The organism is Streptomyces caniferus, assembly GCF_009811555.1.
GTDB classification, from domain to species: Bacteria; Actinomycetota; Actinomycetes; order Streptomycetales; family Streptomycetaceae; genus Streptomyces; species Streptomyces caniferus.
In genome coordinates this window covers 779,753-794,296 of the sequence record NZ_BLIN01000003.1, presented here as the reverse complement: position 1 = coordinate 794,296, position 14,544 = coordinate 779,753, and the positions used below count along the sequence as shown (strand labels likewise).

Here is a 14,544-nt window from a genome sequence, read left to right as displayed (position 1 = left end):
ACTGTGCCGGTGGCATGGGCCACCGGCAGTCTGCCCTACCGGGCGGGCGCCCTCTTCACGCCCCGAACCCGCCGCTCATGCGCCGTTCACCACCATTGCCGACGGACCGTCCGACGCCGATTTCGACCATTGGTGCGGGTATGCACACTTTCTGTTGAAGGTCGCTGCCTCAGGGCTTGGTACGGCAGGAAATCAGCAAATCCTTCTCTGGAATCGGGCGCGCCGTGCGCCCACGAGGGAAGGACGGCTATGCGACGCATCATCGTCGGCACCTGCGCTGCTCTTGTGGCTCTGGGGATCGGGCTGGCGGGCCCGGCCGTTGCCGCTCCGGTACCGGTGACCGCGCTCAGCTGCGACGGCGACACCTACAAGTGCACAGCCAACCTCCGCTTCGGTGACAACAACTGGAAGGCCGGCTGGGGGGTGTCGATCTACCACCAGGCACCCCGCTCCGCCTACCGCGCCCCGGTGCCGGTGACCGCCCTCAACTGCGACGGCGACACCGGAAAGTGCACCGCCAACTTGCAGTTCGGCGACGGGAACTGGCGGGCGAGCTGGCCCGCCACCATCTACCACCAGGCACTCCGGTCCGTTCCCAGCACGCGGGTTGCCGCCCCCGTACCGGCGAACACCCTGACCTGTGACGGCGACACCGGCCGCTGTTCCGTCAACCTCCAGTTCGGCGACGGAAACTGGAAGGCCAACTGGGCCGCGACCATCTACCACCCGTAACCGACCGGCCCCTCGGCCGAGGGGCCGTCCAACAGAAAGGCCGGGCCCGGGGACGAGTGGTACGCGTCCCCGGGCCGCACCTTCACACGGCGGAGGACGGTCCGTAACTCCACGCGGTGGAGGACCGCACGACGCGCACGCCGGGCGGCTCGCGGAACGGGCCCGCGGAACACCGGCGCACACCGGTCGGCAGTGCGGGGGTGACGCTCATTTACGTATTGTCATGTTGATTGCCGAACGCGTCATTGCTATCGGCCGCGCGCCTTCTGCCGAAGTGCCGGGAACCCTACCGTCGCATGCATCCAACAAATGACGGCGGCATCTTCCGCTCCGAAAAGACCCGTACACGAATGGGCTCGTGAACGGAGACGGAGTGGCGGCTGCCCAGGGAGAAGCCATGTCCGCAGCCATATCGCAGCAAGAAACTCCGCAGTCCTCGGGCTCCTGGCCCGGCGGGGACGGGGGTAACTGGCCCAGATACCCCCGGCTCTACGAAGCCATTCCGAACTCGGGGCCGACCACCGGAGGAAATACGGTCCTGCTCACCGGAGCGGGTCTGCAGGGCACCAGCCAGGTCACCTTCGGCGGCATCCCCGCCACCATCGTCACCCAGGACCCTTCCGGCGGCTCGGTCACCGTCATCGCGCCCCCGCACACAGCGGGCACCGTCCAGATCATCGCCACCACACCGAGAGGCAACACCAACTCGGTGAGCTACACCTACACCGTCACCCCGCCCAGCGGCCCGACGGTCACCACTCTCGTACCCAACAGCGGGCCCACGGCCGGCGGCACGGCGTTCGCCATCATCGGCACCAACCTCACCGGCGCGACGGTCACCTTCAACGGGGTGCCGGCCACCGGAGTGTCCATCAACGCCATGGGCACGGTGCTCACCGGTGTCACGCCGTCCGGGCCGGTCGGCAACGTCCCGGTCGTCGTCACCACACCGGCCGGGAGCACCACCGTCGCCGGTGGGTACACGTACACGGCGCCGCCGCCCGTGGTGACGTCGCTGACGCCGTCGTCGGGCAGTACGACGGGTGGTACGGCGTTTGTGATCGTGGGGAGCAATCTGGGTGGGGCGGTGGTGACGTTCAACGGGGTTGCGGCGACGGGTGTTTCGGTCAATGCGTCGGGTACGGCGCTGGTCGGCTTCACCCCGGCGGGACCGCTCGGGAACGTTCCCGTCGTCGTCACCACGGCGGCGGGCAGCGCCCTGGTCGCCGGTGGATACACCTACACGGCACCGTCTCCGCCTGTGGTGATGTCGCTGACGCCGTCGTCGGGCAGCGCGGCGGGTGGTACGGCGTTTGTGATCGTGGGGAGCAATCTGGGTGGGGCGGTGGTGACGTTCAACGGGGTTGCGGCGACGGGTGTTTCGGTCAATGCGTCGGGTACGGCGCTGGTCGGCTTCACCCCGGCCGGACCGCTCGGCAACGTCCCCGTCGTGGTCACCACACCGGGCGGCAGCGCGCTGGCTGCCGGCGGATACACCTACGTGTAAGCGGCCCCCCTTCCGCCGGCCCGCCCGGAGCAGTCACGGCCCGCGGCCCGCTTCCGCCGTGACGCGTCGAGCGGTGCCATGACGCGCCGTCCCCCGGCCAGTCCGATCCACACCCTGTCGCCGGCTCGTAAGGAGTCGGCGGCAGGGCACCGTCAGTGCTGCGACGGGGGCTGTCAGTGCTGTGACAGGAGCTGCCGGCGCTGTGGCGGGAGTTGTCAGCGCCGTAGCGCAAAGTGCACGCCGTCCTGTCACGTCCAACTCCGTTACAACACAGCGGACTTGGGACCAACCGTGTGCTGCCGACGCTGCCGGCCGTGTGACGTCACCCGGCCTCGGCTGCGCTATCCGGGTGAAGAGGGAGGGGCTCTCTCGCCACGGGTCGCGTTCCCTGCGTAACTGGTAGACGGCAGGCGTTTTCAAGGGTTTCACCAACGCAGAGGGCGGGGTGGCGACATGCCGATCAGTCCGGACCAGGGGTCCACCGGCGGTGGGTCCGCGGTGACCTTCACCGGCACCGGCCTGACAGACGCCACCGCTGTGTTCTTCGGGACCAAGTAGGCCGCCATCACGGCCAATACGCCCACTTCCGTATCGGTGGTCCTCCCCTCGGGGGCCGGTGTGGTCGACGCCACGGTGCGCACACCAGGGGGCAAGCAACCCGGTGCCCTTCTACTACCTCCCCCCACCCGTAGTCCTCGCCGTCTCACCGTCGTCCGGGCCCGTGGCGGGCGGCGCGACGGTCACCCTGACCGGACGCGGCCTCGACACCGCCACGTCCGTGGCATTCGGCGCGACGAATGTGACACCGACGGTCGTGTCCGACAGCGAACTCACCGTCGTGAGCCCCGCTCATGCGGCCGGAGTCGTGTCGTTGGCCGTCACCGCCCAGGGCGGCACCGACACCACCTCCGACCCCTTCCGCTTCGTGGGCCCGCCGACCGCCACCGGCTTCAGTCCGCTGACGGGCCTTCCCGCGGGCGGCACACTCGTCGGCATCACGGGCACCGACCTGTCGACGACCACCGGTGTGACCTTCGGCGGCGTTCCCGCCACGTTCGCCGTCCTGTCCGCCACCCAAGTCGCAGCCATCGCCCCCGCCCACTCCTTGGGCGCGGTCAGCATCACGGTCACCACCACAGGCGGCAGCGCCACCGCACCCGGGGTGTTCCTCCATCTGCTCGGGTGAGGGGACGGGCACCCCACGCCGAGGAGCAGGGGCGTGGCGTTCCGCCGCCTGGACATGGGGAGTGATGCCCTGCTGTCGCGGGCCCTTGAGCGTCCTGGTAGTGGTGACGACGTAATGGTGACCACTCGTCAATAATTCTCGGTCTGGCGTGAGTTCATCCCGTCGATGGTGAGGCCGAAGGTGGTTCCATGCGGCGCGGGGCGGGGCGGGGGAGCGGCGAGAGGTGTCCGCGGTGTCGCCCCAGTGACCCGGCGTCCGTCGTGTCGATCCGATGCCCCCTTCGATGGGCGCGTCACGGTATGCAAAGCCTCCGTAAAGCCGATCGACCCGCCGTTGCCTCCCGTCATCGGTCATGTGCGCATCGTGGGGTCGGTGTGCGGCGCCCGGACCCAACGCCCGTGCGGCGGGGCGAAAATCGTCCAACCCGGTGTCGGCCCAGGTCATGCGCCTCTTTGTGACTGCTGGAAGCGGCCCGGTTGCGTCGCCGAGTGGCTGACCGCCAGGTTCTGTGCATGGGGTCGGCCGGCCTTTCACGCGCGCCACGCAGGGCCGGCCTCGCGGGTGCCGAAGAGCTGGTTCCCACATGCGGGCCCATGTGCCATCGCAGGGCGGGCGCGCCCAGTTGCCGCACGCGGAATGTCTCGGCCGAATTGGAACAATTCGACAACCCTCCATGGGCAGCGCAACATGTGTTTGTGGGAGGTGCACAGATGATTGCGAACCTCGAACATCGGGAGCGCGGCAGGGCGGCGTGCGCCGTACAGGCCGGCCCCCTCCGCGATCGACAGCCATGAGCTCAGATGACCTGATTTTCTCCTGGCCACCTGCGAGCAGCAGGCCGTCCGTGCACATCGCTCTTCTCGGCGGTTTCGACCTTGTGGTGGGCGACGTCCCGGTAACGGTTCCAGTCGGCTCGAAACGGCTCCTCGCGTTCATCGCGCTCAACGGCCGTGCCGCTGTACCCCGCTCGCTGGTCGCCGGGACCCTGTGGCCCGAGGCATGCGAGCAGAGTGCGTACGCGAATCTGCGGTCGGCGCTCTCTCGCCTGCGCGGCATCGGCAGAAAAGCCCTGGACGTCTGCCCTACCGAGGTACGGCTGGCGCGCAAGGTCACCGTCGACCTGTACCACGCCCGGTCGTTGGCCCAGCGCATACTCGACCCTGGTGTCCCGGTCGAGGACCTCGATATCAATGCGGCGACCGTCGACCAACTCTCCGACGACCTACTGCCCGGCTGGTACGACGAGTGGGCCCTGCGCGAGGCGGAGCAATGGCAGCAGCTTCGACTCCATGCCCTGGAGGCACTGGCGGGCGCCTTCATCGACACGAAGCAATTCGCCGGGGCGGTGGCGGCCGCCCACGCGGCGGTCCAAGCGAATCCGTTGCGCGAGAGCAGCCAGGCTTCGCTGATCCGCGCCCACCTGGCGGAAGGCAACCCGTCCGAGGCGCTGGACGAGTTCGAACGCTACACACATCGTCTCCGCGACGAACTCGGACTCCGCCCCACACCACGGCTCTGCCACCTGGTGGACGGGCTGCAGCGGCCGGGCTCCCTCTGGTGACTCTCCGTGGCGGCCCCGGCAGGGACGGATTCCTGCCGGGGCCGCCGAGGGGTGCCGTGCGCATCCGGTACGAAGCGGGTCGGCGAAGCGGTCCGTGAAGTGCCTGGCGAAGTGGTCGAGGCTCGACGCATCCCGTGCGAGCCCCGGCCACTGAGTCATGTGGCACTGCCGCTCCTCCGACGCTTCGGTGCCGCTTCTGCGTCCGGGTCCCCGGTTGTTCCTTCGGCGTCGAGCGGTGCGCCACGGTTGCGACCGCTGCTGCCGGGCCGGAGGCGGAGAGGCCGGTTGGTGTCCTCTGTCGCGTCTGCCTGTCGTTCCACTGCCGCTGTCGTTCCACTGTTGCGTAGCGGCGCGGAAAGTGCGCCGTTTCGTCAGCCCATCCGGGTGATCGCGGAGTCCTCGGGGGGCGTCGGGTGCCTGATGAAGGGTGCTGCGGCCGGCCAGGAGGGCGTGCGGTCCGGCCTCCGGCGGGGCGAGGAGGGCAGCGAGGAGGGGCCGGTCGCTGATCCTGGCGACCGCTATGGACTGCGCGGCCTTCTCCGACGTGGCCCCGCGGTCGACCGGGCAGCGCCGCGCGGGCAGCGCCCGCCCGCTTCCGTGATGCAGAACGGGGCCGCCCCCTGGTCGGCCGCCCCCTGGCCGGGCGTACCGGCGCCTCCCGCGCTCTTGACCTGCGCAGATGCCCGGCCAGGGAACGCCTCATCAACCATTCGGCTCAATAGAGTGTTTGTGCGGCAATCGGCGCACTTACTCTCATTTCAGATGCGGTGATCTGATCAATAGCCAGGTGATCCGCAGTAATCCGCAGCAATTCGCTGAAAGCCCGGACCCGTGATCGGGGGAGCATTGTGGAGCCACGCGAGGCAGCCTCGGTCGAGACCGGCTCGGAAAGCAGCGGCGAAAGCCAGGCACCTGGAGAGTCCCCCGCCATCCGTGGGCTGCCGCCCGCGCCGAACGGATCCTGGTCGCTGCCGTCCCGGATCGTGATCATGGTGACCATCGTGGTGGCGGCGATCGGTGTGCTGCTCCACCTGACCCTGGTCTTCCTGTTCGTCGCCCCGTCGAACGCCATCAGCAGGGAGTACGGCGGGCTGGTCAACGGCTATGTCTACCCGGAGTTCGACCAGAACTGGCAGCTCTTCGCCCCGAACCCGCTCCAGCAGAACATCGCTGTGTACGCGCGCGCCGAGGTCAAATTCGGCGACGGGTCCAAACGCTTGACGAACTGGGTGGCCATGACCGCCCAGGACATCGAAAAGATCCGGGACAACCCCGCGCCCAGCCACGCGCACCAGAACATGCTTCGCCAGGCCTGGGACTTCTACAACAGGTCGCACGACGAAAAGGGAAAACCGCTCGGTCTGCGGGGCGAGCTCTCCGAGGCCTATGTGCGCCGGATCGCGGCACACCGGATCGGGCCGCGGGTCGACGGCGGCCAGGTGGTCAAGGTGCAGATCTACGCGTCGAACACCCCGATCGTTCCGCCGAAGTGGAGTACTGAGCAGGTCGACACCAGGACGACCTACCAGGTGCTTCCGTGGTGGCCGGTCTCCAAAAAGGAGTTCCAGTGAGCGTCGAGAAGGACATGGCCCGGGCGCATTCCCCCTTCAAGGGCATGGGCACCAAGCTCGATACGGCGATCGCCAGGGGACTGAACAAGGTCACGGGTGCGGCACTCGCGCCCTACCAGGCCGCGATCGTCCGGATCGGCTTCGCGCTGACCTTCGGGCTCTATCTCCTCCGCGAGTGGCCGCACCGGCTGGAGCTGTACGGCACCACCAGCCCGTGGGGATTCGACCTGGCCCACCGCCTCGTCGCGTCGAACAAGGCGTTCACCGTGCTGTTGTGGTCGAACGACAGGCTGTGGTTCGAGCTGGTCTACCACGGGACGATCGTCGCGTGCCTGCTGCTGCTCGTGGGGTGGCACACCCGCACCATGTCATTGCTGTTCATGGTCGGGGTGTTGTCGCTCCTGAACCGCAACGTCCTCCTGGGCGACGGCGGTGACACCCTCATCCACCTGATGGCGAGCTACTTGGTGCTCACGCGGTGCGGGCAGGTCTGGTCGTTGGACGCACGACGGCGGTCGCGCGCCGCGACGTTGGGCGGGGACGGCAGCAATGCGGTGAGTGTGACCCTGTGGGTGGTCTGCGGCTTGGGCCTCGCGCTCGCAGAAGTGACGGGCTTCGCCGACATCCCGTTGAGCTGGGTCCTGATCCTCTGGGGACTGTGGGTGGTCCAGGCCCTGTGGTTCTGGTCGGTTCGCAGTCGTTTCTCCGAGGTGCGGGCGGTGTTCGACGTCGTCGCCAACCTCGTCCACAACTCGGCGATGCTGGTGATCGCGGCCCAGGTCTGCCTGCTCTACGCCACGGCCGGCTGGTACAAGATCCAGGGCCCGCGCTGGCAGGACGGAACCGCGCTGCACTACCCGCTCCATCTGAACTACTTCAGCCCGTGGGTCCCGCTGTCCTCGGCGCTCGACAGCCGCTCCATGATCGTCACGCTGATCACCTACGGCACGGTGTTCGCCCAAGTCGCGTTCCCGTTCGCCCTCCTCAACCGCCGGGTGAAGAACGTACTGCTCGCGATCTTGATCACCGAACACGCGACGATCGCAGTGATCTGCGGCTTGCCGTTCTTCTCGATGGCGATGGTCTTCGCGGACATGGTCTTCATGCCGACCAACGCCCTGCGGTGGGTCGGTGGCAAGGCTGCCGCCGCGCGGGACCGCATCACCGGGCGACGCCGTCGCAACAAAGCCCCACCGCGGCCTGACGTGCGGGCCCGGGTGTGACCACCTGACCGACGCGGGCCGTGTCGCGGCCCCGCCCGCTCGCCGTCATCCCCGCAGGCAATGGTGAACGGTCCCTCCGGCGGTATCGGCTCGGCTCATGGCGGGCACGAACCGCCGGAGGGACCATGCGGGTTCAGATCAGTGCGGGATGGTTTCAGCCGGTGGTGGCACCGGTCGTGGTGGCAGCGGTGGTGCCGCCGAGGAGCCCGCCGATCGTGGCGCCGGTGGTGGTGGCACCGGTGGTCCCGCCGGCTCCGCCGGTGGTCGCGCCGGTCGTGGTGGCGCCGGTCGTTCCGCCGGCTCCGCCGGTCGTGGCGCCGGTCGTGGTCGCACCGGTCGTGCCGCCGACCCGGCCACCGATCGTGGCACCGGTCGTGGTGGCGCCCGTAGTGCCGCCGCCTCCGCCAATGGTGGCGCCGGTCGTGGTGGCGCCGGTCGTTCCGCCGGCTCCGCCGGTCGTGGCGCCGGTGGTGGTGGCACCGGTCGTGCCGCCGGCTCCGCCCGTCGTGGCGCCGGTCGTGGTGGCACCGGTCGTGCTGGTGGCGCCCGTTGTGGTGGTGGTCGCGCCGGTCGTGGTCGCACCGGTCGTGCTCGTGGTGCCTGTTGTGGTGGTGGTCGCGCCTGTTGTTGTGGCTCCGGTTGTGGTGCCTCCGGTGCGTCCTCCGACGAACCTGCCCACCGTGCAGTTCGGCGGGAACTTGATGAGCTTTCCGGTCCTCCTGTTGAAGCGGACCGACAGACAGCGCACCGAGGGTGCCTGCTTCGACGACTGTGCCGACTGCGCCGTCGCCTTGGCAGGCGATGCATCAGCGCCGGCTGCGCTGATCGCACCGAGCGTTCCGGTGAGCGTCACGGCCAGGACAGACGCGCCGATCACGTGGGGTATGCGCTTCCGGATGTTCTGCATGATGCCTCCTCCTCAGGGGCGTGGGTGCACCCCAGCGTGGAGTCCCTGCCATGACCGAGGCGTGGATCCGGCGTGACCCCCGCGTGACGCCGGTGAGTACCAGGCCCGGGCGGCCCGCCTGTCGTGTGCCGCAACGGGGTGCCGGCGGAACCACCGCTCGCGTGGCCTGACGTGCGGGTTCGGCGGTCGGCCGGTGGCAGCGGGTACAGACCCGGGGCCCGCGGCCGGAACAGGCGGGCCAAGGAGCCGCGTCACCGTCGTCACTCGGGCGCGGTTCTTCGCTCCGATCCGTCACCGGAGCCGGTTTCGTGACGGAGTGCGATGCGTGGCCGAGTCCGAGACCTGCTGGTCAGGAGCGGATGTCGGCGGAGGGGACGGGGCGCATGATCGCGAGTCGGGGCGCCATCAGCGGCTTGGCGTCGGCGGTGCGGTGAGGCGTGCCGCGCACGGCCCCGGGTACGGCACACAGCACCGGGACCGCCGCAAAACTGAGTGGAGCCGCGGAGCAGGCGCCGCCTACCGTCGACCGCATGGCTGATGAGTGCTTCGGGCAACCACGGCTCGCCGCGATCTATGACCCGCTCGACCCTGACCGCAGCGATCTCGACGTGTACGTCCGCATGGCGGAGGAGTTCGCCGCACGGCGGGTGCTGGACATCGGCTGCGGGACGGGAGTCCTCGCCCTGCTCCTGGCCGATCGAGGGGTCGAGGTGGTCGGGGTCGACCCCGACGAGGCGTCCCTCGGCGTGGCCCAGGGCAAGCCGGGCGCTGAACGGGTGCGTTGGATCTGCGGTGACGCGACCGCGCTCCCGCCGCTGCAGGTCGACCTGGCGACCATGACGGCGAACGTGGCCCAGGCCATCGTCGGTCCGAAGAGCTGGCGGGAGACGCTGCGCAGGGCATACGAAGCCTTGCGGCCGGGCGGGCGGCTGGTGTTCGAGACCCGCGATCCGGCCGGACGGGCCTGGGAGGAATGGAACCGCCGGGACTCGTACCAGGTGACGGAGATCCCGGACGTCGGCGCGGTCGAGAGCTGGGTCGAGGTGACCGACGTGCGGGGGCCGCTGGTGACGTTCCGCTGGACCTACACCTTCGCTGCGGACGGGCAGGTGCTGACCTCGGATTCGACGTTGCGCTTCCGTGAGCGGGAAGAGGTCGAGGCGGACCTGAGCGCGCAGGGGTATGTGATCGACGACGTGCGCGACGCTCCTGACCGTCCGGGCCGGGAGTTCGTATTTCTCGCCCGGCGCCCGGAGGCCCGTTCGGTGTGAGGCGGGGCGGGTGCCGACCGGCGACGGACCGATGGCGGTATCGCGGGCGGCAAGGCAGTCGGACGACAGCCATCGCCTCGTCGGCGGAGTTCCCACCGTGGCCGGCTCCCACCGTTGGGCGTCGGCGGGGGGCGACGAATGCCCGCCCCAAGGTGTCGATGTCATCGGCCCGTTGAGGCGGTAGGCCTCCGGGTGGTCTGGTCGGCTTGCTTCCTGTCCCGGGGCGCCCTGGTGCCGCCGCCCGGCGGATCAGGTCAGCAGCTGGCCCGTGCCGATGTGGGAGAGGCGGCGTGCCGTGGTCAGGAGGGCATGGATCTGGGGACCGGCCTGGTCGATGTCGGTCACCGGCGTCTTGAACGGCAGCCGGACGTCGTGGTGGCTGCGGGGGTATTCGAGCCGCAGCGTCAGGCCGTAGCGGTCCATGGCCACCGGAAGGGCGCGCCGCATGCCGCTGTCCGGGTGGGGGCGGACGAGGCGCAGCAGCAGGGGGACGATTTCGCTGTGCTCGTCGACGAGGTGGGTCAGCATGCCCGCTTCACTCGTCGCGATCGGGTCGAGTTCGGTGGCCTCCAGGGCATGGAGGGTGACGTAGGTGCGTCCCTGGTCGTCTTCGAGGACCGCCTGCCCGAACTCCATGCACGTGCTCTCGGTGGCCTCCGTGTCGTACGGGGCGGCCAGCAGCCCGGTCAGGGTGACGCGGGCACGCAAGCGGTCGCGTACGGGCGTGGGGGCGATATCGGTGAGCTCCAGCCGGACCGGGACGCGCGTCGCCGTCTGGGCTCCGGCGTCCTCGAACGGCGCATGCAGATGGAAGTGGCCCATCGCCCCCGCGCCGTCGAGACGGCGCACTTCGGCGTGCCGGCCGTCGCTCACCACCGACATCGAGTGGGCGGCGGCGAGGATCGACCGGACGCGTTCGGCGGCAGTCGGCGTGGTGGCGGCGCGGGTGTGGAAAGGACGCATCCGGTTCTCCAGGCGCGGGTAGGGAGACACCAAGCAAGTTACTTAGGTTTGCCTAACCTAACTTACTGGTCTCGGATTCGGGTAGTCCGCACCCGCGTGCGCAGGCCCCGGCTCGTGCACCGGCGCCCGGAGCTGTCCGGAGTTGACCGGACCGGCGGACGGGAGGGTGCGGATGACGCGGTGCGCCGAGGCAGGCGAGTGGACGGTACGGCGAGGCCGCCACGGCCGGGGAGCTTCGACAGGGAGCCCCGGTGGGGAGCGTCAGCGGCTGAACCGCGCCTCGCCCTGCTCGGCGAGCCCGGGACGCTCGTCCTGCCCGCCGGTCTCGGCCCGCTCGGCCGGACCGGCCAATCCGGACTCGCTCATCACCCGGTCGATCGTCTCCACCAGAGAGCTGCCCGCCGGGATCACCGTCTCGGCGCCGCCGGGCAGCAGGTCGAGCGGCCGGTACCACGAGCGCAACTGCGTTTCACCGACCTTGTCGGCGATCGGCTTGGTGGCGTGTCGCGTCAAAGTCTCCTCGAACGGGACGTCCAAATAGAAGCAGTGGGTACGCCCCGGATGATCGGCGAGCAGCGCGGCGAGCATGTCCCCGTAATGTGCGACGGACAGGATGCCTTCCAGTACGACGTGGAAGCCGTGCTCCAGGGCATGGCGCACGGTCAGCTCGATCAGGCCGATGTTCGCGCCGCCGGGGATGTCGTGTTCACGCAGCACCACGCGGCGGAGATTGTCCTGCCCGACCACGGCGAGGCCCCGCCCGTAGCGCTCGCGCACTCCGGCGGCGACGGAACTCTTGCCGGAGGCGCTGTTGCCGCGCAGCATCACGAGCCGTGTCGGGGAAGACGTCGTCACCGGGGTCACCGATGCACGCTACCCCTCGGGCCGGTCCGCGGAACCGCCGTCGCCGGCCGCGCCCGAAGGGTATTGCTTCGGATTGCCGATGCCCGCTGCCCACAACAGATCGGCTCGACGGGGCTCTTCCCGGCGCGGACAATGAGGGGCAGGCGGCCTCCGGGAGCACGGCCAAGCGCCGGTGAGGCGTGGAGGCGGCGCGTCGGCAAGGTGGTGACGGTGGCTACGTGGCGCTTGCGGGACTACCACGACGATGATCTGGACCGGGCGATCCAGATCTGGGATCAGGACCGGCAGAAGGGCGAGTCGCCTCCGGTTTTCCCGCTCTCCGAGGTCGTGACCGTGGCCCGTTCCGGCGGACCTGCCGTGGTCGCCGTGGTGGGCAAGGAACTCGTGGGCATGGCGGTGGCCCAGGTCCAGGGGGAGCGGGCCTGGATCACGTTGGTGGCACTGGCCGGGACCTGGCGAAATCGTGGGATCGGCAGCGCGCTGATCGCCGAGCTGGAGCGGCGTCTGCGGGTGCGGGGCGTCACCCGGATCGGTGCCCTGCTCGCCCCCGGGGCCACGGGAACCACCGCCCTGGAGAACTCCGGCTACCGGGCACAGGACGGCCTCTGCTTCTACGAGAAGGTCGACCACCTCGGCGCCGGTGATGCGGGGCTGCTCGCGGAACTCGGCGGGCGGGTACTGCCCCAAGGGCTGTGGGGTGCCCTGTCGGGCATGGAGCGCGAGAAGGAGGCCATCGAGCGGCGGATCGTACTGCCGCTGGCCGAACCCGTGCTGGCCGAGAAACACGGGGTCACGCCGCCCAAGGCCGTCATCCTCTTCGGCCCGCCGGGTACCGGCAAGACGAGCTTCGCCAAAGCCGTCGCCTCCCGTCTGGAGTGGCCGTTCGTCGAGCTCTTCCCCTCCCGGCTCGCGGCGACCGGTGACGGGGGACTGGCCGCCTCGCTGCGGGACACCTTCGCAGATCTGGCCGAGCTGGACAGCGTCCTGCTGTTCATCGACGAGGTCGAGGAGATCGCCGGCATCCGGTCCGGTCAGGCCGTCGACCCCGGCCACGGAGTCACCAATGAACTGCTCAAGCTGATACCCGGCTTCCGCGACCACGACGACCGCCTGCTGATCTGCGCCACCAACTCCGTGCGCTCCCTCGACCCGGCATTCCTGCGTCCCGGCCGGTTCGACTACGTCCTCCCGGTCGGCCCGCCCGATCAGGCCGCACGGGCGGCGATCTGGCAGCGCTACCTCGGCCCCGTAGCCGACAGCGTCGAGTTGCACCGGCTGGTGGCGGCCAGCGAGATGTTCACCCCTGCCGACATCGAGTTCGCCGCACGCAAGGGCGCCCACGCGGCATTCGAACGTGAGGTCGCCGACCGTCACGGCCGGCCCGCCGACACCGAGGACTTCCTGGCCGCCGTCGCCGACACCCGCCCCGCCCTCACCGACGAGGCGCTCACCGCCTTCAGGGAGGACATCGAGCGCCACGCGCGCAGGTGAGGTGGTCGAGGCGAACGACGTCCGCGGGTTACGGGCGTACGGCCGCGTCCGTCGCCGATACCTCGTGCTCCTGGTGCTCGCGGGTGTCGGGCGGCCCTGGCCGGAGGAGCCGGCACCGACGCGCGGCGACGGCGGGCGATGTGCGGTCCGGTGAGGCTGATCGAACACACTGAAAGCCACCGCGCCGAGGGACGGATGTCGGGCCGGACCCGCCGGGTGGAACGTCAGGGAAGGCAGTACGGCCAGGAGGCAGCAGGGGCAGGCAGCCGGAAGGGCAGGCGCAGCCGGAGCCGAGAAGGCGACGAGGGCCGGAACGACGGCAAGGCAGCAACGCCAGAAAGGCAGGTCATGGCCGAGGAACGGGACCTGCTGCCCCCTCCCGGTGCGGGCGGGCCGCGGCGCCGTCTGCGGTACGAGCTCATCGGCTGCGGTCTGCACGGGCACCAGTTGGTCGGCACGGACGCCGCCCGGGTGCGTGCCGATGACGCCCTGCTCGTACGCGAGCCGGCGGACGGACTGCGCTGGCACCGCTGTTTACGCTGTGACGCCTGGCTGCCGCTGAGGCCGCCGCGGCACCCCGGCCGGGAATTCCCGCCGAGCCGCGGCGAGATCGCCCTTCCGCCGCGCGGCAAGCCCCTGCGGGACCGGTACGTGCTGCGGCTGATCGCACTGGACCGGCTGCTGCACTTCCTGGTGCTGGGCGTGCTCGCCGTCGGGGTACTCGTCTTCGCCGACGAACGCGCCAGGCTGAGGGCGCCGTTCTACCGGGGCATGGACGATCTGCAGACCGGCATCGGCGGTCCCGGCGGATCCGCCGGGCACGGCCTGCTGGGGGAGCTGAGCAGGGCCTTCGCCGTGCAGTCCGCCACGCTCTGGCGGCTCGGCCTGATCCTGGCCGGCTACGCCCTGCTCGAAGGCGTGGAAGCGGTCGGACTCTGGTTCACGAAGCGCTGGGCGGAGTACCTCACCTTCATCGCCACCACGCTGCTGCTCGTTCCCGAGCTGTACGAGCTGACGGGACGCGTCACGCCCCTCAAGATCGTCACCTTGTTGATCAATATCGTGGTCGTGGTCTATCTCCTCGTCGCCAAGCGGCTGTTCGGCCTGCGCGGCGGCGGCCGCGCCGAAGCCGCCGAACGTGCCCGGGACGCCGGCTGGGAGGCCCTGGAACGCGTACTGCCCGGACCGGCCGCCGCGGGAACCGCCCACGGGCCTCCCTGACCGTCCCGGTCACCGGCGGGCCGCGTGCGTCGCCCTCCCGGATGCAC

The 14,544-nt window shown here is 70.0% G+C and carries 15 protein-coding genes; 10 read left to right on the top strand and 5 right to left on the bottom strand.

Translation table 11 applies throughout. The features are described 5' to 3' along the window. Window positions 1-249: 249 nt before the first annotated feature. Window positions 250-732 carry a hypothetical protein gene (locus Scani_RS12180; RefSeq protein ID WP_159473668.1) on the top strand — a complete coding sequence of 161 codons (483 nt, stop codon included), beginning with the start codon at window positions 250-252 and terminating at the stop codon, window positions 730-732. An 82-nt stretch (window positions 733-814) separates the two neighbouring features. Here the strand turns inward: Scani_RS12180 and Scani_RS41715 are convergent, their stop codons facing one another. Further along, complete coding sequence (locus tag Scani_RS41715) at window positions 815-943, bottom strand: hypothetical protein (RefSeq protein WP_281391909.1); 129 nt, start codon at window positions 941-943, stop codon at window positions 815-817. A 186-nt stretch (window positions 944-1,129) separates the two neighbouring features. Between Scani_RS41715 and Scani_RS12175 the strand changes: the two genes are divergently transcribed. The 4 genes from Scani_RS12175 to Scani_RS12165 all read left to right on the top strand — a co-directional run bounded on the left by Scani_RS12175 (window position 1,130) and on the right by Scani_RS12165 (window position 4,986). Beyond that, window positions 1,130-2,239, top strand: coding sequence for an IPT/TIG domain-containing protein (locus Scani_RS12175; protein WP_159473665.1), 1,110 nt, complete (start codon window positions 1,130-1,132; stop codon window positions 2,237-2,239). Between the two features lie 453 nt (window positions 2,240-2,692). Further along, complete coding sequence (locus Scani_RS41950; protein WP_308686565.1) at window positions 2,693-2,797, top strand: IPT/TIG domain-containing protein; 105 nt, start codon at window positions 2,693-2,695, stop codon at window positions 2,795-2,797. A gap of 103 nt (window positions 2,798-2,900) precedes the next feature. Further along, window positions 2,901-3,425, top strand: coding sequence for an IPT/TIG domain-containing protein (locus Scani_RS12170; RefSeq protein WP_308686564.1), 525 nt, complete (start codon window positions 2,901-2,903; stop codon window positions 3,423-3,425). Between the two features lie 844 nt (window positions 3,426-4,269). After that, entirely contained in the window at window positions 4,270-4,986 is a 717-nt protein-coding gene (locus Scani_RS12165) for an AfsR/SARP family transcriptional regulator (RefSeq protein ID WP_246295721.1), read from the top strand. A gap of 715 nt (window positions 4,987-5,701) precedes the next feature. Here the strand turns inward: Scani_RS12165 and Scani_RS40820 are convergent. Beyond that, window positions 5,702-5,977, bottom strand: a complete 276-nt coding sequence (locus Scani_RS40820; protein WP_167538061.1) for a hypothetical protein — start codon at window positions 5,975-5,977, stop codon at window positions 5,702-5,704. On the opposite strand from Scani_RS40820, the gene Scani_RS12160 reads away from it, so the two are divergent. Then, window positions 5,976-6,557: a DUF5819 family protein gene (locus tag Scani_RS12160; RefSeq protein WP_246295719.1), complete on the top strand. Its 582-nt coding sequence runs from the start codon at window positions 5,976-5,978 to the stop codon at window positions 6,555-6,557. The genes Scani_RS40820 and Scani_RS12160 overlap by 2 nt on opposite strands. After that, entirely contained in the window at window positions 6,554-7,780 is a 1,227-nt protein-coding gene (locus Scani_RS12155) for an HTTM domain-containing protein (RefSeq protein ID WP_159473659.1), read from the top strand. Before Scani_RS12160 ends, Scani_RS12155 begins: the two co-directional genes overlap by 4 nt. A gap of 154 nt (window positions 7,781-7,934) precedes the next feature. Here the strand turns inward: Scani_RS12155 and Scani_RS12150 are convergent, their stop codons facing one another. Next, complete coding sequence (locus tag Scani_RS12150; protein ID WP_159473656.1) at window positions 7,935-8,687, bottom strand: hypothetical protein; 753 nt, start codon at window positions 8,685-8,687, stop codon at window positions 7,935-7,937. Between the two features lie 530 nt (window positions 8,688-9,217). Between Scani_RS12150 and Scani_RS12145 the strand changes: the two genes are divergently transcribed. Continuing rightward, entirely contained in the window at window positions 9,218-9,958 is a 741-nt protein-coding gene (locus tag Scani_RS12145; protein ID WP_159473653.1) for a class I SAM-dependent methyltransferase, read from the top strand. Window positions 9,959-10,207: 249 nt separating this feature from the next. On the opposite strand, the gene Scani_RS12140 is transcribed toward Scani_RS12145, so the two are convergent. Both Scani_RS12140 and Scani_RS12135 read right to left on the bottom strand, forming a co-directional pair. Continuing rightward, on the bottom strand, window positions 10,208-10,921 hold the full coding sequence (locus tag Scani_RS12140) for a DUF2470 domain-containing protein (RefSeq protein ID WP_159473650.1): 714 nt from the start codon (window positions 10,919-10,921) through the stop codon (window positions 10,208-10,210). Between the two features lie 261 nt (window positions 10,922-11,182). Next, complete coding sequence (locus tag Scani_RS12135) at window positions 11,183-11,746, bottom strand: P-loop NTPase family protein (RefSeq protein ID WP_246295870.1); 564 nt, start codon at window positions 11,744-11,746, stop codon at window positions 11,183-11,185. 243 nt (window positions 11,747-11,989) lie between these two features. Between Scani_RS12135 and Scani_RS12130 the strand changes: the two genes are divergently transcribed. Continuing rightward, on the top strand, window positions 11,990-13,276 hold the full coding sequence (locus Scani_RS12130) for an ATP-binding protein (protein ID WP_371872339.1): 1,287 nt from the start codon (window positions 11,990-11,992) through the stop codon (window positions 13,274-13,276). A gap of 348 nt (window positions 13,277-13,624) precedes the next feature. Then, window positions 13,625-14,497, top strand: a complete 873-nt coding sequence (locus Scani_RS12125; protein WP_159473644.1) for a DUF2127 domain-containing protein — start codon at window positions 13,625-13,627, stop codon at window positions 14,495-14,497. Window positions 14,498-14,544 lie beyond the last annotated feature (47 nt).

What these genes read in the sequence shown, in the direction of transcription:
- Scani_RS12140 (WP_159473650.1), bottom strand. Translation starts at nt 10,921, where the DNA reads ATGCGTCCTTTCCACACCCGCGCCGCCACCACGCCGACTGCCGCCGAA.
- Scani_RS12180 (WP_159473668.1), top strand. Translation starts at nt 250, where the DNA reads ATGCGACGCATCATCGTCGGCACCTGCGCTGCTCTTGTGGCTCTGGGG.
- Scani_RS12125 (WP_159473644.1), top strand. Translation starts at nt 13,625, where the DNA reads ATGGCCGAGGAACGGGACCTGCTGCCCCCTCCCGGTGCGGGCGGGCCG.
- Scani_RS12175 (WP_159473665.1), top strand. Translation starts at nt 1,130, where the DNA reads ATGTCCGCAGCCATATCGCAGCAAGAAACTCCGCAGTCCTCGGGCTCC.
- Scani_RS41950 (WP_308686565.1), top strand. Translation starts at nt 2,693, where the DNA reads ATGCCGATCAGTCCGGACCAGGGGTCCACCGGCGGTGGGTCCGCGGTG.
- Scani_RS12145 (WP_159473653.1), top strand. Translation starts at nt 9,218, where the DNA reads ATGGCTGATGAGTGCTTCGGGCAACCACGGCTCGCCGCGATCTATGAC.
- Scani_RS12135 (WP_246295870.1), bottom strand. Translation starts at nt 11,746, where the DNA reads ATGCTGCGCGGCAACAGCGCCTCCGGCAAGAGTTCCGTCGCCGCCGGA.
- Scani_RS40820 (WP_167538061.1), bottom strand. Translation starts at nt 5,977, where the DNA reads ATGATCACGATCCGGGACGGCAGCGACCAGGATCCGTTCGGCGCGGGC.
- Scani_RS41715 (WP_281391909.1), bottom strand. Translation starts at nt 943, where the DNA reads ATGAGCGTCACCCCCGCACTGCCGACCGGTGTGCGCCGGTGTTCCGCG.
- Scani_RS12160 (WP_246295719.1), top strand. Translation starts at nt 5,976, where the DNA reads ATGGTGACCATCGTGGTGGCGGCGATCGGTGTGCTGCTCCACCTGACC.
- Scani_RS12150 (WP_159473656.1), bottom strand. Translation starts at nt 8,687, where the DNA reads ATGCAGAACATCCGGAAGCGCATACCCCACGTGATCGGCGCGTCTGTC.